The following is a 22049-nucleotide window of genomic DNA, read 5'->3' on the forward strand; positions in this document are numbered from 1 at the left end:
TTCACGTAAACACGGTAGCTCCACCGCGGTGATAACGTCAACACTCAGGAGTTGTGAACACTGCGGAGTCGTCAACACTGCGCGGAGTCGTCAACACGGAGCAGAAGCGAGGGATGCCGGTGACCGATGACCTTTCCGGCCTGATGCCTGCGCGGCGGCCCCGCCGCGGCGCGCCGTCCGGTCGCGTCTCGATGGCGATGGTCGCCAGCCGCGCCGGGGTGTCCGGGCAGACCGTCTCGCGCGTCGTCAACGACAGCCCGCGCGTCGACCCGGAGACGCGTGCACGGGTCGAGCAGGCCATGGCCGAGCTCGGTTACCGCCCCCATCGCGCGGCCAGAGCGCTCCGCACCGGGCGTTCGCTCACCCTCGGTATCGTCGCCACCACGCTCGCGACCACCGGCAATTCGCGGATGCTGCAGGCCACGGCCGAGGCCGCGGCCGAGCGCGGCTACGCGCTCACCGTCGTCACCGCGGCGGACGGCATCGGTGAGGCGTTCGCACGCCTGCGCGACCAGGGCGTCGACGGAGCCGTCGTCCTGAACGAGGCATCCGCCCTCACTCACGCCTCGGACCAGCTCGAGGGGCTGAGGGTCGTCGTCGTCGACGCCGCAGCCGACAGCGGACTGCGGACGGTGTGCAGCGACCACGCCGGCGGTGCGATGGCCGCCACCCGGCATCTGCTCGACCGCGGCCACCGGACGGTCTACCATGTCGCCGGTCCGGCCGATTCCTTCGCCGCAGCCGAGCGGGAACGAGGATGGCGCGAGGCCCTCCATGCGGCGGGCGCCGACGTGCCGGAGGTCGTGCGCGGCGACTGGAGCGCAGCGTCCGGGCACGACGCGGCCGGGCGTCTGAGCGGCGCGACCGCCGTCTTCGCCGCCAACGACCAGATGGCGCTCGGGGTGCTCAGGGCGCTCGCCGAACGCGGCGACCGCGTACCCGACGACACCGAGGTGATCGGGTTCGACGACGTCCCCGAAGCCGCCGACTACCTGCCCCCGCTGACGACCGTGCGCCAGGACTTCACCGCGCTCGCCGAGGCCGCCGTGACCGCACTCGTCGCGGACCCGTCGACGCCGCTGGGCGACGAAGCCACGATCATCCCGACACGGCTGATCGTGCGGTCGAGCAGCCCGGAGCGATCGGGCCTGATCACCCCGCGAACACGGCCCCCGGGTTCATGATCCCCTGCGGGTCCAGCGCCTTCTTGATCCGCTCGTTCAGTTCGAGCACGTCGTCGCCCAGGTAGTCGCCGAGCCACGGCCGCTTGAGCCGTCCGACGCCGTGCTCGCCGGTGATCGTCCCGCCGAGCGCGATCGCGAGCGCCATGACCTCGCCGTACGCGAGGTGCGCGCGCTCCCGTTGCGCGTCATCGGCCGGATCGAACACGAGCACCGGATGCGTGTTGCCGTCGCCGGCGTGTGCGAGCACCGCGATTGTCTGTGCTGCGGCATCCGCATGTCCGTCCGACTGGATGACGAGCATCGCCGCCGCGTCGACATCGAGCCCCGTCCGCGTCGCCGCCTCGACCGCGCGGATCGTCGGGTTGTCCATGAACTCCAGCATCTACGGGCGAGCGCTGCGGGTCGCCTCGATGACGGCGCCGGTGGCGCCCTCGAGAGTCGGGACGACCGCCACCAGCGTCGTGGGCGGTAATTGCGGCGGCACGAGGCGAAGGATCACCTCGGTGATCACCCCGAGCGTCCCCTCGCTGCCGACGAACAGCTTCGTCAGCGACAGCCCCGCGACATCCTTCACCCGCGGGCCGCCCAGGCGCACGGCCCGCCCGTCAGCGAGCACGACCGTCATGCCGAGCACGTCGTCCGTCGTCACCCCGTACTTCACGCAGCACAGCCCGCCGGCGTTCGTCGCGACGTTCCCGCCGATCGAGCAGAACTCGAACGATGACGGGTCGGGCGGGTACCAGAGGCCGTGCGCGGATGCCGCGGCCTTGACCTCTGCGTTGAATGCACCGGGCTGGACGACGGCCATCCGCGTGTCCGCATCGACCGAGATCGACCGCATCCGATCCAGAGACAGCACGATCGCGCCGTCCACGGCCGTGCTCCCGCCGGACAGCCCCGAGCCCGCGCCGCGCGGGATCACCGCGGTGCCGGTCTCGGCCGCCAGTCGCACGACGGCCTGCACGTCCTCGGTCGAGGTCGCGCGCACCACCGCGAGCGGAACCCCGGCGGCAGGATCGTTCGCACGATCCCAGCGGTACGCGTCCATCGACCCTGGATCGGTGATGACCGCCCCGTCGGGGAGAGAGGTCTTGAGCCGCTCGATCACGGAGCCGGTCGCCTCTGACATGCGTGTCCTTCCTGACAGCGATCACCCTACGCGAACACCGATCCGAGGCGTTCCGGTAAGGTCGGCTGACATGAGTACGGCAACGACGCGCGCACCGAAACGCGAGGCCTTCGGCTCTCGCAACGTCTTCATCCTCTCGGCCATCGGCTCGGCCGTCGGCCTCGGAAACATCTGGCGCTTCCCGTATGTCGCATACGAGGGCGGCGGCGGCGCCTTCCTCATCCCGTACCTGTGCGCGCTGCTGACCGCCGGCATCCCGCTGCTGTTCTTCGACTACGCGATCGGACACCGCTTCCGCGGCTCTGCACCGCTCGCATTCCGCCGCCTGCACCGCGCGGCCGAGCCGCTCGGCTGGTGGCAGGTGCTCATCTGCGTCGTGATCTCGGTCTACTACGCGGTCATCATCGCGTGGGCGGCGATGTACACCTGGTTCTCGGCGCAGCTCAGCTGGGGCCCCGGTAACGAGAACGACTTCTTCTTCGGCGACTTCCTCAACATGGGCGATGTAGCCGGGGGCATCTCGCTCGAATTCGTCCCGCAGGTCGGCATCCCGTTGCTCGTGGTCTGGGTCGTGACGATCGTGATCATGGGCTTCGGCGTCAAGCGCGGCATCGGCGCGGCGAACTCGGTGCTGCTGCCGCTGCTGACGGTCATGTTCATCGTCCTCGTGGTGCAGTCGCTGTTCCTCCCGGGGGCCATGGACGGGCTCAACGCGTTCTTCACGCCCAACTGGCAGGCTCTCGGCGACCCCGCCGTGTGGGCCAGTGCGTACGGGCACATCTTCTTCTCGCTGTCCGTGGCGTTCGGCATCATGGTGACGTACTCGTCGTACCTGAAGCGCAAGACCGACCTGACCGGCTCCGGCCTCGTGGTCGGCTTCGCGAACTCGGGATTCGAGATCCTCGCCGGCATCGGCGTCTTCGCCGCCCTCGGCTTCATGGCACAGGCGCAGTCGGCCCAGGTGTCCGACGTCGCCTCTGCCGGCATCGGCCTTGCCTTCGTCGCCTTCCCGACGATCGTCTCCCAGGCCGCCGGTGGCCCGCTCATCGGCGTTCTCTTCTTCGGCGCGCTGACGTTCGCAGGGCTCACCTCGATGATCTCGATCCTCGAGGTCATCGTCGCCGCGATCCAGGACAAGCTCGGCTGGGGTCGCATACGCGCGACGCTCATCGTCACGATCCCGCTGGCGGTCATCTCGATGGCGTTCTTCTCGACGACCACCGCGCTGGCGGTGCTGGACACGACGGATGCCTTCGTCAACGCCTTCGGCATCATGGCGGTCGCGCTCGTGGCGGTCATCGTGGTCGCCTGGCTGCTGCACAAGCTCCCCGTCTTGAGCGAGCACCTGAACCGCCGCTCGAGCTTCCGCACCGGCCTGACCTGGAAGCTGCTGGTGGGGCTGCTCGCCCCGATCGTGCTCGGCTACCTGTTCATCAGCGAGCTCGTCGCCAAGATCAACACCCCGTACGAGGGCTATCCGGACTGGTTCCTCTCGATCTTCGGGTGGGGGATGGTGATTTCGCTCGTGATCCTCGCCGTAATCCTGTCGCTCGTACCGTGGAGCAGGCGTTCGCACGCCAAGGACGACCCCGAGTACGACGAATTCCTCGTCGAGGAGAGCTACGAGCCGGATGCCGAGACCGGAACGATCCGGACGGCCGAGGGGGCGGGAGCATGACGACGCCGGCAATCATCTTCATGATCATCGCGATGGTCACGGTGTGGGGCGGCCTCGTCGCCGCGATCGTGAACCTCGTGCGTCACCCCGAGCAGGTCGACGACGAACCGGCGCCGCCGGTCGAACTCTGATCCGCAAGGGGGTTTCCCGCCTCGGCATCCCCGGCGCATACTGGGGTCTTCACCGAACCGTGAGGAGACATCCATGTCGTACAAGGTGGGCTATTTCATCGGAAGCCTCTCATCCACGTCCATCAACCGCACCCTGTCGAAGGCGCTCATCCGACTCGCGCCCGACGACCTGGAGTTCACCGAGATCCCCATCGGCGGCCTTCCGCTGTACAGCCCCGACGCCGACGACGACTACCCGGCCGAGGCGCGCGAACTGAAGACGTCGATCGAGGCGACCGACGCTGTGCTGTTCATCTCGCCGGAGTACAACCGCTCGATCCCGGGCGCGCTCAAGAACGCGATCGACTGGGCGTCGCGCCCGTACGGCGAGAACTCCTTCGACCACCTGCCGGCCGCGATGATCGGCGCCTCCATCGGCGCCATCGGCACGGCCGTCTCTCAGCAGGCGCTGCGCTCGGTCCTCGCCTTCTGCAACACCCGCCTCATGACTGCCCCCGAGGCCTACATCCACTTCACGAAGGACGTGTTCCAGGAGGACGGCACGATAACCAAGCCCGAGACGGAGGAGTTCCTCCGTGACTACATGGCGGAGTTCCGCGAGCACATCGTGCGCGTACTCACGGTTCTTCCGCGTCGTTGACGCCGGTCGCGGATGCGGCCAAGGTCACGTGCACGCTGTACGGGACGATGCCTCCGGACCGCCGAGCCGATGCGCACGGCATCCGCGGTCAGGGCGAACGTGAACCGATCGCCATCGCGCGTGACGGTCAGGTGCGGATCGCCCGCACCCCACTCGGCATGCGTGGTGGTCGGCTCGTAGGGGGCGTCATCGTGAGAATTCATCGCGGTGTCCTCTCGTCGCTCGGATGAACTCACGCTAGGGGAGACGCGCCGGGGCGGAAGAGGGGTTGACCGGTGCGACGGCGCGTGTCTGATGCGTACGCTACGACCATGGGCAGATTCATCTACGAGGGCGGGGTCAAGGTCGAGGTCGACGACCGCGCACTGACGCATCTGCAGCTCGTCATCAGCGCCAAGCTGCGCCGCGGCGAGCCCTTCGCGTTCAGCTGGCGAGACGACGCCAGCGTCGGCGGCGGACGCACGACCGTCTGGGTGCACCCGGGCAGCTCGATCGTCTACAAGTACTACGGCGGCCGTCAGCCCACGATCAACCGCGCCTGGGTCGACGCCCTCGCGTTCACCGCCAACGCGCGGACCGGTCTCTACCTCGTTCCCGAGCCGCCCGAGCCCGGCGGCGAGCCGGCCTCGTCGGAGCTGCCCGGCTGAGCCCCGAGCCCGAGCGGCCGCTCGATGATCGAGTCGATGCCGGTCACGGTGATCCAGCCGTCTGCGAGGTTCGCCGCATCGCTGTGGGCAGTGGGGACGTTGGGCAGCTCTTCGACGGCGAGCCGAAGGTAGCTCTCCTCGCTCTCGGCCACCGTCATCTGGACGATGCCGAACGGCGCGAGCGTCGATTCGCGGATACCGCGGGCGCTCTCGCTGTTGGGAACGTTGACGTTCATCACCGTGCCCTCCTCGCGGGCCAGCAGTTCCGGGATCAGGGCGATCGCGGCATCCGCCCCGCTCTTCCAGTGGAACCGTCCGGGATTCATCCCGACATCCAGCGACACGGCCATCGCGCGCGCGCCGTTGAGCCCGCCGGTCAGGGCGGCGCCGACGGTACCGGAGTGCAGGATGGCGCGGCCGACGTTCGCGCCGTGGTTCACGCCCGACAGCACGACATCGGCGGGATCGCCGAACGCCCCGCGCGCGGCGATCAACGCGATCAGGCCCGGTCCGCCCTGGATGGCGAACGCCTTCACCTCGGGGATCGGCGCCAGCGTGCGGTGCTCCACGCCGATCCGGCCGTTGGTCTCGGCCGCCACGATCGACGCGCTCGAACCGCTCGACTGCACGGCGGGTGCGGCGACGGTGACGTCGAACCCGGCGCCGAGTGCGGCCTCGGCCAGCGCGCACAGCCCCGGCGCGTCGATGCCGTCGTCGTTGGTGATGAGTACGCGGGTCATCGCTCGTCCTCCTCCGGCTCGGCGAGTGCAGCCAGCCCGTCGGGGCTCACCCTTCCCTCGGGTTCACGGTCATCGGCGTCCCCGGAGGGAAGCTCGCGGACGGCGACCTTCTCGCGCAAGCTCTCGATCACGTCGGCATCGCCGGTGCCCAGTCCGTGCCGGGTCACGTTGAGCGCCCCGGCCGCCGCGCCCAGGGTGATCGCGTCCCGCAACGGTTCATCGCGGGTGAGCGCCGCGATCACTCCCGCGGTGAGGGAGTCGCCGGCGCCGCGGGTCTCGTTCTCCTCGAACGGGGGCGGGGTCACCTCGAGGATGCCGTCGGCATCGGCCAGTAGCAGCGGGTCGCCCGCTCGCGTGACGATCACCGCGCCTGCGCCCTCGGCGCGGAGCCGCTGCATCGCGGTGACGATCTCCTCATCGGTCGTCTCGGCGACCAGGCCGTCGGCCTTGAGCTCCTCGTGGCTGACCTTGAGCACGTCGACCGCGCCGGCTACCACCGCCTCGAGCCGTTCGCCGGCCAGGTCGGCGACGACGGTCTTGCCGGCCGCGCGCAGATCGATCGTGAGGCGCCGGTAGAAGTCGGCGGGGATCGTGTGTTCGCCGGCGGGGCCGCTGAGCACCACGACGGACGCGTCCTCACTGCTGCGCAGCATCGCCGCGTAGAGATCGTCGAGGTCGTGCCGCCCGATCGGGTCGCCGTCCTCCTCGTCGACGACGATCCGCTCGCCGCCGCGCCGGTCGTGCACGTACGCCGAGCCGCGCCCGTCGCGGGTGAGCGCGTGGACGGTGACGTCCTCGTCCTCCAGCAGGTGCTGCATCGTGCGCCCGACCTCGCCGGTGAGCAGGCAGCACACGGTCACCGGCACCTGCAGGCGCCGCAGCATCCTCGCCTGCCAGACGCCCTGACCGCCGGCGTGCACATGGATCTCCGAACCCTGCGGATGGTCTTCGACCGTGACCGTCAACGTGGGCGACGGGGCAAGAATCGTGACGCTCATGTCGACTCGCTTTCGTCCGGTGGCTCAGCTCTCTCGTTCGATCCTCCAGTGTCTGCCGCCGGGACGGGGAGGTGTCAACCCCCTTGGTCAGAAGCATCCCGTAGAAGAAGGTGGAACCACACCCCCTGACGCTGAAGGAGCGGCCCGCATGGCAGAGAGCACCGCCGACCCCCGACACGCACATGAGGACGACGGGTTCCCGGCCCAGACCCAGCGCCAGCCCGGGCAGACCGAGCAGATGCGCCCGGAGCCCGATCACGGCGAGACGAGCTACGTCGGCCACGGCCGGCTCGAGGGGCGCAAGGCCCTGATCACCGGCGGCGACTCCGGCATCGGTCGCGCCGTCGCCATCGCCTTCGCCCGCGAGGGCGCCGACGTCGCGATCGCGCACATGGCCGAGGAGCAGGGGGATGCCGATACCACCCTCGAATTCGTACGGGATGCCGGCCGCACCGGGCTCAGCCTCGCCGGCGATCTGCGCGACGAGGGCTTCGCCACTGAGGCCGTGCACCAGACGCGCGAGGGCCTCGGCGGCCTCGACATCCTTGTGCTCAATGCCGGCTACCAGCACGACATCGACGGGTTCGAGAACCTGCGCACCGACGAGATGCGCCGGGTGTTCCAGACCAACCTCGAGGGGCTGATCTTCTCAGCACGGGCCGCGTTCCCCGGGCTCGAGGCCGGCGCGAGCATCATCGTCACGGCATCCATTCAGTCGTTCAACCCGTCGGCCGGCCTCATCGACTATGCGATGACGAAGGCCGCCCAGGTCGCCTTCGTGCGTGCGCTCGCCGACGAGGCAGGGCCTCGCGGCATCCGCGTGAACGCCGTCGCGCCGGGGCCGATCTGGACACCGCTCATCCCGGCGACCGGCTGGGACGACGAGAAGGTCCAGAACTTCGGCAGCGACACTCCGCTCGGCCGGGCGGGTCAGCCCGCCGAGCTCGCCGGCGCCTACGTCTACCTCGCATCAGGGGAATCGTCTTACACCTCGGGGACCGTCCTCGCGGTGACCGGGGGGAAATCACTATGACAATGACAGCACCGGAGCCTCCGCGACCCGCATCGGTCTGGGAGGTCATCCCGATCGCCCGCACCGCGTGGCGCATCTGCGACAGCGCGCTCACCGAGACCGACGCCTCGCGCCTGGTCGCGTACGTCGACCGCAACGAGACGGGAACCTACGACGTGCTGTGGCTGCGCAGCCCCTGCCCGACCCGGTCGCGCTACCGCGACCTCGACGAGCTGCTCGCCGATCTGGATGCCGCGGACGCCGCCGGCCCGGTTTCGCGCGCCACACGGCCGAACAGCATCCCGCACTTCCCGCCGAGGTTGTAAGCGGCTCACCCGAGGATCACGAGCTCCGCACGTCCTCACCGCGGCGGTGAATGGATGTGCGGGAGGATGGAGGCATGGCCTCTCCCACCCCGCAGATGCAGCGCAACGCACTGGCCCCCGGGCTCCTCGCCGCGATCGCCCTGTTCCTGTCGCCGCTGTTCAACGGTGACAACATCGTCGCGACGATCATCTTCTACCTCGTCCCGATCCTCGCGCTGATCGTCGCGTGGTTCGCCTGGCAGGCGCGGCAGTGGTGGTGGACCATCGTGTTCGTCGCGATCGCGGTGATCTGGAACCCGGTGTTCCCGTTCGGCTTCACCGGCCAGGTGTGGACGGCCGCGCAGTTCGTGGCCGCGCTGCTGTTCATCGCGGCCGGCATCCTCATCCGGAACGAGCGCGAGGCGTAGCGCCGGAGCGCGGTTGGGCGTAGCGTGCGGGTATGGATGATCGCCTACCCGACCCCGCAGAAGAGATCCGCCCCGACGAGACGGCGGAGGCCCTCGTGGGCGGCTCCGACGGCGCGCCGGTCGGTGGTGACAAGACGACCGAAGATCAGCTGGATGCCGACAACGCGGTCGAAGAGGATCAGTTGAAGTCCCTCGACCCCGACGACACTCCCGCCTGAGCCGGTCGTCTGCGGCGCGACCCCGCGTAGCCCGGCAGATGAGAAGCTTGAAGGATGAGTTCGACCGCGGCACAGACGGATGCACCCCTGACGGATGCCGAGGTCCTCCGCATCCGCGAGGACTTCCCGATCCTGCACACCGAGGTGAACGGGCATCCGCTCGTGTACCTCGACTCCGGGGCGACCTCGCAGCGTCCGATCGCCGTGCTCGACGCCGAACGCGACTTCGCGACGACCCTGAACTCCGCCGTGCACCGCGGCGCGCACACCCTCGCCGCCGAGGCGACGGAGGCCTTCGAGGACGCGCGGGGCGCGCTCGCGCGCTTCGTCGGAGCCGAGGAGGACGAGATCGTCTGGACGTCCAACGCCACCGAGGCGATCAACCTCGTCGCCTACGCCTTCTCGAACGCCTCGGTCGGCCGTGGGGGAGCGGAAGCCGAGCGCTTCCGGCTCGGCGCGGGCGACGAGATCGTCACGACCGAGATGGAGCACCACGCGAACCTCATCCCGTGGCAGGAGCTCGCCGCCCGCACCGGCGCGACGCTGCGGGTCATCCCGCTCGACGATGACGGTGCGCTGCGTCTCGACGAGCTCGAGTCGCACATCACCGAGCGGGCGAAGATCGTCGCGTTCACCCACGTGTCCAACGTGCTCGGCGTGATCAATCCCGTCGCCGCGCTCGTCGACCGCGCTCGCGCTGTCGGAGCGCTCGTGCTGCTCGACGCGTGCCAGTCGGCGCCGCACCTGCCGCTGGACGTGAAGCAGCTCGACGTCGACTTCGCGGTGCTGTCCGGTCACAAGATGCTCGGACCCACAGGCATCGGGGCGCTCTACGGCCGCCGTGAGCTGCTCGCCGCGATGCCGCCGTTCCTCACCGGCGGGTCGATGATCACGACCGTCACGACGACCGAGGCGGAGTACCTGCCGCCGCCGCAGCGCTTCGAAGCGGGTACGCAACGCGTGTCGCAGGCCGTCGCGCTCGCCGCCGCCGTGCGCTACCTCGACGAGGTCGGGATGCCGCGGATCGCCGCCCATGAAGAGATCCTCGGTCGCCGGCTCCTCGCCGGGCTCGCCGCGATCGACGGCGTCCGCGTCCTCGGCGCAGGCATCGACCTGCCCCGGGTGGGGCTGGCCAGCTTCGACATCCCCGGCATCCACTCGCACGACGTCGGCCAGTTCCTCGACGACCGCGGTATCGCCGTGCGCGTCGGGCACCACTGCGCCCAGCCGCTGCACCGCAGGCTCGGCGTCACGTCGTCCACGAGGGCGAGCACCTACCTCTATTCGACCGAGGCCGAGATCGACGCGTTCCTCGATGGCGTCGCCGCGACCATCGACTTCTTCCTCGGCGGCGTCGCCGCCACTCGCGACATCGGAGTGCGCTCATGACCTCCCAGGACCTGCAGAACCTGTATCAGGAGCTCATCCTCGACCACTCGCGCACGCCGCACGGCTTCGGGCTGCGCGACGAGGTCGCATCCCAGTCGCACCAGCTCAACCCCACCTGCGGCGACGAGATCACCCTTCAGGTGCATCCCGCCGGCGACGGCACGATCGAGGCGATCGCATGGGAGGGGCACGGCTGCGCCATCTCGCAGGCCTCGGCCTCGCTGTTCGCCGACCTCGTCGAGGGCATGACGGTCGCCGAGATCCAGCAGCGCATCGACGTGTTCCGCGAGGCGATGCGCTCGCGCGGAAAGATCGAGCCCGACGAGGAGCTCCTCGGTGATGCCGCAGCCCTCGGCAGCGTCTCGCGCTACGTCGCCCGGGTGAAGTGCGCGATGCTCGCGTGGGTGGCCGCCGAGGATGCTCTGCGCAAGCTCGACTGACGGAATACCGCCGCACCGACGGCGTTGCATCTCGGCATGACAACACTCGGAATCATCGGTGCAGGACACATCGGCAGCCAGATCGCACGCGCCGCGGTCGCGACCGGCTACGACGTCGTGATCGCGAACTCGCGAGGACCGGAGACGCTCGGCGATCTCGTCGCAGAGCTCGGGCCGAAGGCGCGCGCGGCGACGCCCGCCGAAGCAGGAGAGGCCGGAGATGTCGTCGTCGTGACCGTGCCGCTGCACGCCCTGTCGCAGGTGCCCGTCGAGCCGCTCGCCGGCAAGATCGTGCTCGACACCAACAATTACTACTTCGAGCGCGACGGACACATCGACGCCCTCGATGCCGGTGAGACCACGACCTCGCAGATGCTGCAGGAGCACCTGCCGACCTCGAAGGTCGTGAAGGCCTTCAACCACATCCGCTCCGGCGAGATCACCACCGACGGCGCGCCCGCCGACACGGAGAACCGCCGCGCACTCGCGATCGCCAGCGACTTCGACGACGCCGCCGCGTTCGCGACGAGGTTCTACGACGAGGTCGGCTTCGACGCCGTCAACGTCGGGCCCCTGACCGAGTCGTGGCGGGTCGAGCGCGACCGCCCGGCGTACGTCGTCCGGCAGAACGCCGCCGAGCTCACCGAGAACCTGGCGAAGGCGAACCGCCTGCCCTGATCGACCACCGCGGCGCTGTCGCGGCGGCAGAATCTGCGCCGCCGCGGCATCGACGCCGTCATACCACGTTCTGTGCGATTGCCCCGTTGGGTGGCACAATTGCTCGAATGGGGGAGAAATCTGGGGAATTGGAGTCCGCACGCGTCGCGCGCGTGCTGCGGGATGACATCGTGACGGGGCGCAGGAAACCGGGGTCCAAGCTCGTCGAGCGCGACATCGCCGCGAGGCTGAACGTCTCGCGGCTTCCCGTCCGGGAAGCCATCCGCGCACTCGTCACCGAGGGGCTCGTCGTCTCGCGTCCACGCACCTATGCCGTCGTCCGCGAGTACACCCGGGACGACGTCCGCGAATTCGCCGAGGTGCGAGGCCCGCTCGAGACGATGCTCTTCACCTACGCCGCCGAGCGTCATGACGAAGCCGGTCTCGCAGGACTCCTGCGAGTGCTGGAGCGCGAGGAGCAGGCCGCGCGCGACGGCGATCTTCTCGCGGCGCAGAACGCGGCGGTCGACTTCCACGCCTATATGACCGTCCTCGCGCGCAACGCCGTGCTCGTCGAGCTGGTGGGCGTGTTCGGTACGCGCCTGAAGTGGATCTTCGGGCTGTACGAGGAGCCCGACACGATGGCCGTGTCGCATCGCGAGCTGTACACGGCGATCGCCGCCCGCGACGTGGAGCTGGTGCGCAGCCTCGTGGCTGCCCATCTCGCCGAAGGATTCGTGGCGGCCGAGCGCCGCTTCGGACTGCCGGACGAGGCATCCGCCGGCTGAGACCGCTCCGGGCTCACCGTACCGGCGTCGTCGTGTCGGTGACGTCGCGCAGCTGACCGCGCATCGCCCGCCAATAGCCCGAGGGCGCCGCGCGCACGATGAGGTCGATCAGTCGCGCCTCGCGGCCGACCATGGTCCTCGCGCGGCGCATTTCCGTCGCGCGGATGATCCGCGCCGCGGCATCCGCCGGTTCGGTGTGGTGCATCGCGGCCTGTGCCGACGCCGCACGCGCCGCGACCGCCGGGTCGATCGCGGCGGCGTACCGGCCGTGCAGGATGATGCCGGTCCGCACGCCCGCCGGATAGACGGCGCCGACCGTGACCGGGCTGTCCTCGAGCTCATGCCGGAGGGCCTCCGAGAACCCGCGCACGGCGAATTTGCTCATCGCGTACGGGATGCGCCCGGCCGGGGCGGCCAGCGCGTAGACGCTCGCGAGGTGGGTGATGTGCGCGGCCGGCTGTGCGCGCAGCGCCGGCAGCAGGGCCTTGGTGATCGACACGGTGCCCCACAGGTTGACGTCGAGGAGCCATCGCATCTCCTCCATGGTGAGCTGCTCGATGCTGCCGAGCATCGACGACCCCGCGCATGTGATCAGGGCGTTGATGCGCGGATGCGCTGCGATGATCTGCGTCGCGGCATCCGCCACGGCGGTGTCCTCGCGCAGGTCGACCACGTGCGTCGTGACGCGGCCGGGAAGGCCCGCGGCGAGGGATGCAAGCGCCTCGGCGTCGCGGTCGATCAGTGCGAGATCGACGCGTGCCGCCGCGAGCAGACGCGCGATCTCTGCGCCCATTCCGCTGGCGGCACCGGTGATCACGGTCGTGTTTCCGGCCAGGGTCAGCCGTCGCATCGCATCCTCCTCCAGCACTCGGGTCGTGCTGTTCGCGTCATTGCAGGTGGGGAGAACCTGTCGGTTTCCATTGTGGCCCCAGTCGCGTCGGTTGGTGACGATACGATCGGGAGAGAGGAGGCCGAGGTGGGAAAGACAGCGGATGCGATCGCCGAAGGGGTCGCGATCGCCACTGCCGCCGCACGGCTCGCCGTGAAGAACCACATTCTCGTCGGAACGATCGCTCAGGGCGGGGCGTTCGACGCCGAGCAGTACGTCGACGACGCCCGCGAGGCGCTGCTGGCCATGGCCCGCGAATCGGAGCATGGAGCAGAGGCCATGACGCGCCTGCGCAAGCGCGCCAGGGGACGCTATTCCGACCCGGCCGGAACGCACGACTACCGTGACCGCGATGTGCGCAATCTGCGCAGGCGCGCCAAGCAGTATGCCGCCGTCGCCGAGCGGCTGACGGCCATGGCTGCCGATTCCGACGCTCTCGGCTCGCTCGTCGAGGCCGCCCGCGAGGCGGCATGGGCAGACGTGCGCAGCAACCTCGACCGCCGGCTCATCGTCGAGGGCATGCGCCCCGATCAGGACCCGGACTACGACACCATGCGCGAGGCGCGGATGCAGGCGCTGCGCCTCGTCGACCTCCAGGCGCTGTCGTCGCAGCAGCGGGCCAAGCGCAAGCGCGAGACGGCGTCCTGACGCCCGGTTTCGCGTTCGCGTGCTCCGTCATGTATTCTTGCTGAGGCCCGTTTCGCCGAAACAGGCCGCGAAATGCGCCACTAGCTCAATGGATAGAGCATCTGACTACGGATCAGAAGGTTAGGGGTTCGAGTCCCTTGTGGCGCACACTGTGTTGAGACAGTAGTCGAGCCCCGTCGCGAAAGCGGCGGGGCTCTTTTCTTCCCTGCGTTTCGACGTCGCCAGCGTAGCCTGGAGGAGTGACTGCGTACGTCTCGGCCTTCGACCTGTTCTCCATCGGCGTTGGACCGTCCAGTTCCCACACCGTCGGCCCCATGCGCGCCGCGCTCGACTTCGCACAGCGGCTGCGTGCGGACGGGGCGCTCGCGGATGCCGCCAGGGTCACGTGCACGCTGTACGGGTCGCTGGGCGCCACCGGGATCGGGCACGGCACCCCGGATGCCGTCATCGCTGGGCTCCGCGGACTGGCGCCGGAGACCTGCGACCCGGCCGAGGTCCGTTCGGCGTGGTCCGCGTACCCGGAGGGCGCTCCGCTGCTGCTGGCCGGCGAGCATCCCGTGCCGTTCGTGAAGGACGACATCGAGTTCGCCCCGCGCACGCGACTGCCCGGCCACCCGAACGCCATGACGCTACGCCTGCACGACGCCGCCGGCGACGTGATCGCCGAGCACACGTACTATTCGATCGGCGGCGGGTTCATCCGGCGCGACGGCGAGGAGGCGCAGATCGCCGCCGGGGGATTCCCGCTCGACTACACGGATGCTGCGACGCTGCTCGCGCTGTGCGACGAGCGCGGCATCACGATCGCCGACGTCGCCCGCGAGAACGAGATGGCGCTGCGCTCCGAGCAGGAGGTCGCGGCCGGTCTCGACGCGATCTGGGATGCTATGGCCGGCTGCGTGGATGCCGGACTCCACACGGTCGGCGTGCTGCCCGGCATCCTCAAGGTCAAGCGCAGGGCCGGGGCCATCCGCGAGCAGCTGGATGCGATCGAGGCGGACGGCTCGCCCGCGATCCCGGGGGAGTGGCTGGGCGCGTTCGCGCTCGCCGTGAACGAGGAGACCGCGGCGGGCGGACGGGTCGTCACCGCTCCCACCAACGGCGCCGCCGGCATCCTCCCCGCCGTCGCGATGTATTGGTGGCGGTTCCTCGCCGACTCCGGGCTCGGCTCCGGTAACGCCGTCACCCCGTACGGCGAACTCGTCGGCAGCGCCCTCCTCGGCTTCTGCGGGGGCGACGCGCGTGCCCTTGACGGGTCGTTGAGCGCCCTTCGACTCGCTCCGCTCGCTCACGAACCGCTACGTGAGACGAAACGGCTTGAGCGACCGGAGGGACCCGAAAGCGAACCGTCCCCCGAGCAGATCGCCGAGGCGAACCGGCGCCGCGGAATCCGCCGGTTCCTCCTCACGGCGACCGCGCTCGGTTCGCTCTTCAAAGCGAACGCGTCGATCTCGGGTGCAGAGGGCGGTTGCCAGGCCGAGGTCGGCTCGGCGTGCGCGATGGCGGCGGGCGGTCTCACGGCTGTCATGGGCGGCACGAACCGGCAGATCGAGAACGCCGCCGAGATCGCGATGGAGCATCACCTCGGCCTCACCTGCGACCCGATCGGCGGGCTCGTGCAGATCCCCTGCATCGAGCGCAACGCGATCGCGGCATCCACCGCCGTCACGGCGTCGCGGCTCGCGCTGCGCGGCGACGGCGAGCACTACGTCTCACTGGACGCCGTCGTCGAGACGATGCGGCAGACCGGCGCCGACATGTCGACGAAGTACAAGGAGACCAGCGAGGGCGGTCTCGCGGTCAACGTCATCGAGTGCTGACCGCGGTGAACTCCGGCGGTCGTAGGCTGTCGGCATGGTGAGCAGACGCGGCAGGGGGCGCCCTCCGGGCGACTCGGATGCCCGCGAACGGATCGCGGCTGCGACGATGCACGAGTTCGGTGAGCACGGCTACGACGGCGCGACGATGCGCGTCATCGCAGCACTGGCTGCCGCTGAGCTACACGATCGACGCGATCGACGCGATCGGCGCCGTCGCGGCGGGCGACGAGGGCTGGGACGTCTACGGGCCGCTGCTCGTCGTGCTCGCCTTCGCCGTCGGGCGCCCTGCTGCTCGCCTCGCTGACGCGGCGGCGGCGGACGCGATAGGCGGCTTCGACACGTCGCCTCCGGCTCCCCGCTCAGCGCGTCGAAGCATCCCGTTTCTTCGTATGCCGGGTCGGTGCCGCCGCCCACGGATCCTCCGGCCACGGATGCTTCGGGTACCGGCCGCGCATCTCGGCGCGCACCTGTGCGTACGCACCCGACCAGAACGAGGCGAGGTCGTCCGTGACGGCGAGAGGCCTGCCGGCAGGAGAGAGCAGGTGGAACAGCACCGGCACGCGGCCGCCGACGATGCGAGGCGTCTGCGCCCAACCGAAGCACTCCTGCAGCTTCACGGCGACGACGGGCCGCGCATCCGGGTCGTCGAAAGGCGGATAGGCGATGCGGACCCGCGACCCGCTCGGCACCTCCAGACGCTCCGGCGCGAGCGCGTCGAACTCCGAGGCGGCCGGCCACGGCAGCAGCCGGCGCAGCGCCGGCGCGAGGTCGAGGCGAGCGACCGGTGCGCCGCCTGCGAGCGCTGCGAGCTCCGGACCGAGCCAGGTGTCGAGCGCCGCGAGGAGCCCGCGATCCGAGACGTCCGGCCAGGGGTCGCCCAGCTGACGGTGCAGCAGCGCGAGCCGGCGGCGCAGGTCGTCGGCGGCATCCGACCAGGTGAGGATGCCCAGTCCGCCCGACTCGACGGCCCGGCGCACAGCATTCTGGCCGTCCTGCGCACTCACCCGCACCGGGACGGATGAGCGGACGATCGCGCCGATGCGTCGCTCGCGGCGCGCGACGACGCGGCCGTCCGCGAACTCCGCCTCGACGCGGTCGGTGATGAGGTGGCTCGCCGCCTGCTCTATGTGCCGCTCGTCGATCACCGCCGCCGAGCGGATGATCGCGCCGGTGCCGGCGGCTGCACGCCCTGAGGCGCGGGCGACATCGGCGACGGCCAACCACTCGGCGTCGGCGAGCGGTCCCGTGATCCCGGCGCGCGTGCCGGATGCGAGCAGGAACGTCGCGCCATCGGCACCGCGCGTCACGCGGCGGGCGATCCGCTCGGGGAACGCGAGCGCGATGACGAGGCCGACGTCATCCGTCCCGCGATGTGCGGAGTCCTCGGAGGCCGTGAACCGCTGCAATCGGCGGGTCTCCTGCTCCCAGGCGCGATGGTCGCCGCCTCGCCGTCCGCGCAGAGTCACGAGGGCGGCAGCGGCGTCGGCATCCGCGATGCGCGCCTGCCCGCCCAGCAGCGCGACGACCTCGGCGGCGAGGCGCCCGCCGACCAGGGAACCGCCGTCGCGCAGCGCGCGGGCGAGGCGGGGATCGGCAGGAATGCGGGCGAGCTGGCGCCCCTCGTCGGTCGCCCGCCCGTCGTCGTCGATCGCGCCGAGACCGCGGAGCACGGATGCGGATCCGGCCAGGCTGTCGGCGGGGAGCGGGTCGAGCAGCCGGAGGCCGGTTCCGCCCGGCGTGCCCCAGCACGCGAGCAGCAGCGCGGCCTCGGTCAGGTCGGTCGTCGCGATCTCGGGTGCGGGCCGCGCGGGGGCGGCGGCGTAGGTCCGTTCGTCGACGCAGCGGACCACGGTGCCGGGTCCTTCGCGGGTCGCGCGTCCGGCGCGCTGCACGGCCGAGGAGCGCGAGGTCGGGACGGTCACGAGGCCGCTCATCCCGCGGGCCGCGTCGCGCTGCGGCTGCCGCGACAGGCAGGTGTCGACGACGACCCGGACGCCGGGAACAGTGAGGGAGGATTCGGCGAGAGAGGTCGTCACGATGATGCGGGGCGGGTCTGTGGCTTCGCGGCCGCGGATCACGGCATCCTGATCGGCGGCGGGAAGCTGGCCGTGCAGTTCACGGATGTCGAAGTCGCCGCCGGCACCGCGCAGACGTCGCGCGATCTCGGCGACCTCGCGCGCGCCGGGTGCGAAGACCAGGGTGTCGGCAGAGGCGCCGGCGTCTCGTGCGGCGGATGTCGCGACCTGCGCGACGTGGTCGAGGAAGCTCCGCGTGACGCCCCGCTCGTCCAGCCGTGGCGCGGCGCTCGGCGCCCAGCGCTCGGTGAGCGGATGCTGTGGCACGGTCTGTGCGACGATCGGTGCGGGGGAGTCCGTCGTCCCGACGGCGGCGGCGACCGCGTCGGCGTCGAGCGTCGCGGACATCGCGATCAGGGCGAGGTCGTCACGGAGCTCTCGCACCTCGCCGAGCAGGCCGATGAGCAGGTCGGTCTCCAGAGCCCGCTCGTGCACCTCGTCGATCACGACGGCGCCGACGCCGTCGAGTGCAGGATCGGCGAGCAGGCGGCGCAACAGGATGCCGGCCGTGACGACCTCGATACGAGCGGTGTCGCGGATCTGCCGATCGCCGCGCACCGTGAAGCCGACGCGCTCGCCGAGCGGCGAGCCGTCGAGGTCTGCGAGTCGGCGCGCTGCCGCGCGGGCGGCGACGCGGCGGGGCTGGGTGACGATCACCCGTCCGCTCGTGCGGTTCGCGAGCATCGGGGGAACCAGCGTCGTCTTGCCGGTGCCGGGCGGGGCGCTGACGACGGCGCCGTCGCTGCGATCGAGTGCTGCGTCGAGGTCGCCGACCGCTGCCGCGAACGCCAGGCCGTCGCCGATGCGGGCGAGGTCGAACGGCGCGGTCTTCACTCGTCTATTGTCGCTGGCCGCTGCGACTGGCGGGCTGAGCGACCGGAGGGAGTCGAAGCCTACTCTCCGGCTGCGGCCGCCTCGTCGCCGGCATCCTGCACTCCGGCATCCTTCGCCGCAGCCCGCGTGCGCGGAGTCTCCGGAGCCGTCGCAGCGGGGGCGGGGGTGTTCGCGGTCTGAGCGTTCGCGAGGCTTTCACCGATGCCGCGTCCGACGGCCTGGCCCTGGATGATCGCGGCGAGGTCGAGGCCGGTCGCCGAGCTGACGCTGTCGAACACCGACTTCATCGCCTTGGCGCTGTCGGCTCCGACGACGTTCGATGCGCCGTCCTCGCCGCTGCCGCCGATGATCGAGACGCGCCGATCGCCGCGTAGCCCTTGGCGAACTCGCCCATGACCGTCGGCAGCACCTCGAGCACGCGCTGCGAGAGGAACGCCTCCTGGTTCGATGCGATGGCCTTGGCCTCAGCCTCGACGGCGGCGGCGCGGGCCTCGCCCTCGGCGCGGATGGCATCGGCTTCGGCGCTGGCGCGCAGACGTCGTGCTTCGGCCTCGGCGTCCGCAAGCGCACGGAGCGCGTTCGCCTCACCGGTCGCCTTGGCCTCGGCGGCAGCTGCTTCACCGGCGGCACGGGCGCGGTCGGCCTCGGCCTGCTGCTCGGCGATGCGGGTGCGGGCCTCGGCCTGCTTGACCTGCTCGATCGCGGCGGCCTCCGCGGCGCGCTCTCGGGTGTACAGGTCGGCCTGTGCGCGGGTCTCGGCCTCGTAGCGCTGGGCATCGGCGACGCGCTTGACGTCGGCATCCAGCTGGGCCTGGCGGTTCTCGGCCTGCTGCTGGAGGACGGCCTGCTCGGCCTGGGCGCGGGCGAGGTGCTCGGCCTGCTCGGCCTCGGCGCGGGCGCGGCCGATGCCGGCGTTCGCGTTGGCCGTGTTCGTGTCGAGCGCGGTCTGCTCGACCAGGTTCGACTCCTGGTTGGCGATGTTCTTCTGGTTGATCGCGCGGTCGGCGTTGGTCTGCGAGATCTCGGCGGCCTGACGCTTCGACTGGATCTCGGGGGCACCGAGTGACTGGATATAGCCGACCTTGTCGGTGATGCCCTTGATCTGGAACGAGTCGAGGATGAGGCCCTGTTCGGCGAGCTCCTGCGAGACGTCGGCGGCGATCTGGTCGGAGAACTTCTTGCGCTCGCGCATGAGCTCGACAACCGACAGAGTCGCGACGATGCCGCGCAGCGCTCCTTCGAGCTGCTCGGTGGTGAACTGCTCGATGGCCTTGTCCTGCGAGGCGAAGCGCTCGGCGGCCCGGCGCACGTAGAGCGGGTCGGATCCGATCTTCACGATCGCGACTCCATCGACGTTGAGCGTGACGCTGTCGAGCGACTGCGCTTCGGCGTTCAGCGACACCTGGCGCGAACGCAGCGAGATGATCTCGTGGCGCTGCGTGATCGGGTTGACGAGCGACTTGCCGTTGACGATGACGGTCACGGGGGAGTCGACGATCTCGGAACTGCTCGTGCCGTCGGCGCTGACGATTGCGCGCTGCACTTTCTGCTTGCGTCCCGAGATGACCAGCGCCTCGTCCGCCCTGGCGACCTTGATCCAGCTCCGGGCGAACAGAAGAATCACCAGACCGATGACGATCAGAACGACGACCGCTATGCCGACGAGAACCAGAATGCCGACGAGTCCGGCGATCTCCATGTGACTACCCCCTAATGAGTGCGCTCCGAGCGGAGCAGGCACCCCCGACTATGCCAGAGATGGCATGTATCGCGTCAGGGCAGGGGCGGGTGCCGTGGAGTCAGTGCCCGCGCAGCTTGTCGGTCAGCGTGCGAAGCTGACGGAGCTCGTCCTCGTCGAGCGCTGACATGCGGTCGATGATCGAGCGGCTGTGCACGGTGGCGACCTCGCGGAAGCCTCGCGCCCCGGCATCCGTCGCCTTCAGGACGGCGCCGCGGCCATCGGCCGGGTCGCCGGTCTTCGTGAGCAGTCCGCGGGCGACCATCCGGTCGACCAGTCGCGAGACGCTCGGCTGGCTGATGAGCATGTGCGTCGTGACGTCGCGCAGACGCGCGGTCATCTCCGGTGCTCGCGTGACCGTGAGGAGCACGTCGTACTCGGCCTGCGTGATCGGGGTGCCCACGAAGTCGGCGCTCATCGCTTCGAAGAGCTCGTGCTGGGCGCGGAACAGGCCCTCCCATGCTTCGAGCGCGAGCTTCCGGTTTGACATGGATACAGAGTAACGGAACGGTGAAGGGCCGGTCGGAGAGGCTCCCGACCGGCCCTTGTCCCTTGCACCAAGAGTGTCCTGCAATCACATGAGGTGGATGCCACAGCAAACATTCACCGTGCGATCACTCTATAACGGCGAGGTAACGAATGCAACGGTTTGATCACGAATGTTCTGGGGCGACTTGTCCTGTCCGATTGTCCGTTGACAGTGATTCGGCACTCCGTGCCATTGATCTTGTTCCTGCGTCGTTGATTCGATGTTCCCTGCCGGTGATTCTGTGACACGCGGGCGCGGCCTTCGCGGTTGCCGACGGCCCCGGTCGTACTCTGGCGGCGTCAGGTTCATGTTCTCGTTCTCCAACTAAACACTCGTCACGGAGATTGGAGAGAGCATGACGCGGGCCACGCAGCTGGCCGAGGTTTCGGTGACGGGTCTGCATGCGCAGATCGAGTTCACATGCGATGGTGACTTGAGCCGGCTGGATGCCTCCGATGTGCTTGAGGTCGCGTTCGAGTCCGTAGGTCGTGTGCGCACTCCGGCGTCGTGGAAGCACAAGCGGAACTACCAAGGCCTCTACTGGGCGGCGACGATCGAGGGGCATGTCTGGTTCGAGTCGTTGTACGAGCGTGCGGCGGTGATGAGGCTTGATCGGGACCGGGATATCGTCGGGATCGCGGCGCAGCCGATGTGGATCCACTGGGCGCTGGGAGGCAAGCACGCTCCGGACTACTTCGTGCGCTACCGCGACGGGCGTGGCCTGCTGATCGACGTGAAGCCCGACCGCAATATAGGCGATGACGATGCGAGGACCTTCGCGCTCACCGCCGACCTTTGTGACCGACTGGGCTGGGGCTACACGGTGGTCAGCGACATCTCGATAGCGGAACATCGGAATCTGCGTTTCCTCTCCGGCTACCGGTATCGACGGTGGGCGCCGGAGCTGGTGAGGAGCCGTCTCTATGAGCGCACGGGAGAAGGTCGTTCTCTGGCGGAGTGGGCGGATTTATTCGAGGATGCCTGCGAGCAGCCGCTCGGTGCGGTGTATTCCGCAATGTGGTGGGGAGACCTGGACTTCGACGTCCGGGTGCCGCTTTCGTTGAGTTCCAGGGTGGCGGCGGCGTAGTCATGCGGGCCGGGATCGGGACGAGGTTGACCTGGGGAGATCAGG

The 22049-nt window shown here is 69.8% G+C and carries 25 protein-coding genes and 1 tRNA gene; 17 read left to right on the forward strand and 9 right to left on the reverse strand.

Annotation, left to right across the window (positions count from 1 at the left end):
* The first annotated feature begins 191 nt into the window (after positions 1 to 191).
* Entirely contained in the window at positions 192 to 1184 is a 993-nt protein-coding gene (locus tag HWX58_RS08435) for a LacI family DNA-binding transcriptional regulator (protein WP_175987077.1), read from the forward strand.
* Here HWX58_RS08435 and HWX58_RS15395 read toward each other — a convergent pair.
* Both HWX58_RS15395 and HWX58_RS15400 read right to left on the reverse strand, forming a co-directional pair.
* Positions 1153 to 1554, reverse strand: coding sequence for an FAD-linked oxidase C-terminal domain-containing protein (locus tag HWX58_RS15395; protein WP_368356417.1), 402 nt, complete (start codon positions 1552 to 1554; stop codon positions 1153 to 1155). The genes HWX58_RS08435 and HWX58_RS15395 overlap by 32 nt on opposite strands.
* A gap of 12 nt (positions 1555 to 1566) precedes the next feature.
* Entirely contained in the window at positions 1567 to 2313 is a 747-nt protein-coding gene (locus HWX58_RS15400; protein ID WP_368356418.1) for an FAD-binding protein, read from the reverse strand.
* A 70-nt stretch (positions 2314 to 2383) separates the two neighbouring features.
* Here HWX58_RS15400 and HWX58_RS08445 point away from each other — a divergent pair, with 70 nt between their 5' ends.
* The 4 genes from HWX58_RS08445 (at position 2384) to HWX58_RS08460 (ending at position 5409) form a co-directional block, all read left to right on the forward strand.
* Entirely contained in the window at positions 2384 to 3991 is a 1608-nt protein-coding gene (locus tag HWX58_RS08445; RefSeq protein ID WP_175986924.1) for a sodium-dependent transporter, read from the forward strand.
* Positions 3988 to 4122 carry a methionine/alanine import family NSS transporter small subunit gene (locus tag HWX58_RS08450; RefSeq protein WP_175986926.1) on the forward strand — a complete coding sequence of 45 codons (135 nt, stop codon included), beginning with the start codon at positions 3988 to 3990 and terminating at the stop codon, positions 4120 to 4122. Before HWX58_RS08445 ends, HWX58_RS08450 begins: the two co-directional genes overlap by 4 nt.
* A gap of 73 nt (positions 4123 to 4195) precedes the next feature.
* Positions 4196 to 4762: an NADPH-dependent FMN reductase gene (locus HWX58_RS08455; RefSeq protein ID WP_175986928.1), complete on the forward strand. Its 567-nt coding sequence runs from the start codon at positions 4196 to 4198 to the stop codon at positions 4760 to 4762.
* Positions 4763 to 5073: 311 nt separating this feature from the next.
* Positions 5074 to 5409 carry a DUF7882 family protein gene (locus HWX58_RS08460; RefSeq protein ID WP_175986930.1) on the forward strand — a complete coding sequence of 112 codons (336 nt, stop codon included), beginning with the start codon at positions 5074 to 5076 and terminating at the stop codon, positions 5407 to 5409.
* Here HWX58_RS08460 and surE read toward each other — a convergent pair.
* Both surE and HWX58_RS08470 read right to left on the reverse strand, forming a co-directional pair.
* A complete protein-coding gene (surE, locus tag HWX58_RS08465; RefSeq protein WP_175986932.1) occupies positions 5346 to 6149 on the reverse strand; it encodes a 5'/3'-nucleotidase SurE in 804 nt (267 codons plus the stop codon). The genes HWX58_RS08460 and surE overlap by 64 nt on opposite strands.
* Entirely contained in the window at positions 6146 to 7147 is a 1002-nt protein-coding gene (locus HWX58_RS08470; RefSeq protein ID WP_175986934.1) for a 1-phosphofructokinase family hexose kinase, read from the reverse strand. The genes surE and HWX58_RS08470 overlap by 4 nt, the downstream gene beginning before the upstream one ends.
* 148 nt (positions 7148 to 7295) lie before the next feature.
* Between HWX58_RS08470 and HWX58_RS08475 the strand changes: the two genes are divergently transcribed.
* The 8 genes from HWX58_RS08475 to HWX58_RS08510 all read left to right on the forward strand — a co-directional run bounded on the left by HWX58_RS08475 (position 7296) and on the right by HWX58_RS08510 (position 12384).
* Positions 7296 to 8180: an SDR family oxidoreductase gene (locus HWX58_RS08475; RefSeq protein WP_175986936.1), complete on the forward strand. Its 885-nt coding sequence runs from the start codon at positions 7296 to 7298 to the stop codon at positions 8178 to 8180.
* Positions 8177 to 8485: a hypothetical protein gene (locus HWX58_RS08480; protein ID WP_175986939.1), complete on the forward strand. Its 309-nt coding sequence runs from the start codon at positions 8177 to 8179 to the stop codon at positions 8483 to 8485. Before HWX58_RS08475 ends, HWX58_RS08480 begins: the two co-directional genes overlap by 4 nt.
* Positions 8486 to 8559: 74 nt before the next feature.
* Positions 8560 to 8892 (forward strand): DUF6804 family protein, encoded by a 333-nt coding sequence (locus tag HWX58_RS08485; RefSeq protein ID WP_175986942.1) that lies wholly within the window; start codon positions 8560 to 8562, stop codon positions 8890 to 8892.
* Between the two features lie 32 nt (positions 8893 to 8924).
* Positions 8925 to 9110, forward strand: a complete 186-nt coding sequence (locus tag HWX58_RS08490) for a hypothetical protein (RefSeq protein ID WP_175986648.1) — start codon at positions 8925 to 8927, stop codon at positions 9108 to 9110.
* Between the two features lie 54 nt (positions 9111 to 9164).
* Complete coding sequence (locus tag HWX58_RS08495; RefSeq protein ID WP_175986945.1) at positions 9165 to 10499, forward strand: cysteine desulfurase; 1335 nt, start codon at positions 9165 to 9167, stop codon at positions 10497 to 10499.
* On the forward strand, positions 10496 to 10939 hold the full coding sequence (sufU, locus tag HWX58_RS08500) for a Fe-S cluster assembly sulfur transfer protein SufU (RefSeq protein WP_175986947.1): 444 nt from the start codon (positions 10496 to 10498) through the stop codon (positions 10937 to 10939). The genes HWX58_RS08495 and sufU overlap by 4 nt, the downstream gene beginning before the upstream one ends.
* 36 nt (positions 10940 to 10975) lie before the next feature.
* Positions 10976 to 11617 carry an NADPH-dependent F420 reductase gene (locus tag HWX58_RS08505; protein WP_175986949.1) on the forward strand — a complete coding sequence of 214 codons (642 nt, stop codon included), beginning with the start codon at positions 10976 to 10978 and terminating at the stop codon, positions 11615 to 11617.
* A gap of 128 nt (positions 11618 to 11745) precedes the next feature.
* On the forward strand, positions 11746 to 12384 hold the full coding sequence (locus HWX58_RS08510; RefSeq protein ID WP_227530105.1) for a GntR family transcriptional regulator: 639 nt from the start codon (positions 11746 to 11748) through the stop codon (positions 12382 to 12384).
* A 13-nt stretch (positions 12385 to 12397) separates the two neighbouring features.
* Here HWX58_RS08510 and HWX58_RS08515 read toward each other — a convergent pair whose 3' ends face one another.
* Positions 12398 to 13234: an SDR family NAD(P)-dependent oxidoreductase gene (locus HWX58_RS08515; protein ID WP_175986954.1), complete on the reverse strand. Its 837-nt coding sequence runs from the start codon at positions 13232 to 13234 to the stop codon at positions 12398 to 12400.
* Between the two features lie 126 nt (positions 13235 to 13360).
* Between HWX58_RS08515 and HWX58_RS08520 the strand changes: the two genes are divergently transcribed.
* The 3 genes from HWX58_RS08520 to HWX58_RS08530 all read left to right on the forward strand — a co-directional run bounded on the left by HWX58_RS08520 (position 13361) and on the right by HWX58_RS08530 (position 15741).
* Positions 13361 to 13921, forward strand: a complete 561-nt coding sequence (locus tag HWX58_RS08520) for an asparagine synthase (RefSeq protein WP_175986956.1) — start codon at positions 13361 to 13363, stop codon at positions 13919 to 13921.
* Positions 13922 to 13995: 74 nt separating this feature from the next.
* Positions 13996 to 14068: transfer RNA gene (locus tag HWX58_RS08525), tRNA-Arg, on the forward strand.
* A gap of 92 nt (positions 14069 to 14160) precedes the next feature.
* Positions 14161 to 15741: an L-serine ammonia-lyase, iron-sulfur-dependent, subunit alpha gene (locus tag HWX58_RS08530; protein WP_175986958.1), complete on the forward strand. Its 1581-nt coding sequence runs from the start codon at positions 14161 to 14163 to the stop codon at positions 15739 to 15741.
* A 359-nt stretch (positions 15742 to 16100) separates the two neighbouring features.
* Here HWX58_RS08530 and hrpB read toward each other — a convergent pair whose 3' ends face one another.
* The 4 genes from hrpB to HWX58_RS08545 form a co-directional block, all read right to left on the reverse strand.
* A complete protein-coding gene (gene hrpB, locus HWX58_RS08535; protein WP_175986961.1) occupies positions 16101 to 18650 on the reverse strand; it encodes an ATP-dependent helicase HrpB in 2550 nt (849 codons plus the stop codon).
* A gap of 59 nt (positions 18651 to 18709) precedes the next feature.
* Positions 18710 to 18937, reverse strand: a complete 228-nt coding sequence (locus tag HWX58_RS15080) for a hypothetical protein (RefSeq protein WP_250646163.1) — start codon at positions 18935 to 18937, stop codon at positions 18710 to 18712.
* Positions 18934 to 20349, reverse strand: coding sequence for an SPFH domain-containing protein (locus HWX58_RS08540; protein WP_250646164.1), 1416 nt, complete (start codon positions 20347 to 20349; stop codon positions 18934 to 18936). Before HWX58_RS08540 ends, HWX58_RS15080 begins: the two co-directional genes overlap by 4 nt.
* Before the next feature lie 100 nt (positions 20350 to 20449).
* Positions 20450 to 20878 (reverse strand): MarR family winged helix-turn-helix transcriptional regulator, encoded by a 429-nt coding sequence (locus HWX58_RS08545; protein WP_175986963.1) that lies wholly within the window; start codon positions 20876 to 20878, stop codon positions 20450 to 20452.
* Positions 20879 to 21272: 394 nt separating this feature from the next.
* Here HWX58_RS08545 and HWX58_RS08550 point away from each other — a divergent pair, with 394 nt between their 5' ends.
* Positions 21273 to 22004 carry a TnsA-like heteromeric transposase endonuclease subunit gene (locus HWX58_RS08550; RefSeq protein WP_175986965.1) on the forward strand — a complete coding sequence of 244 codons (732 nt, stop codon included), beginning with the start codon at positions 21273 to 21275 and terminating at the stop codon, positions 22002 to 22004.
* Positions 22005 to 22049 lie beyond the last annotated feature (45 nt).

The sequence above is a fragment of the Microbacterium tenebrionis genome, assembly GCF_903645325.1.
Taxonomy (GTDB): domain Bacteria; phylum Actinomycetota; class Actinomycetes; order Actinomycetales; family Microbacteriaceae; genus Microbacterium; species Microbacterium tenebrionis.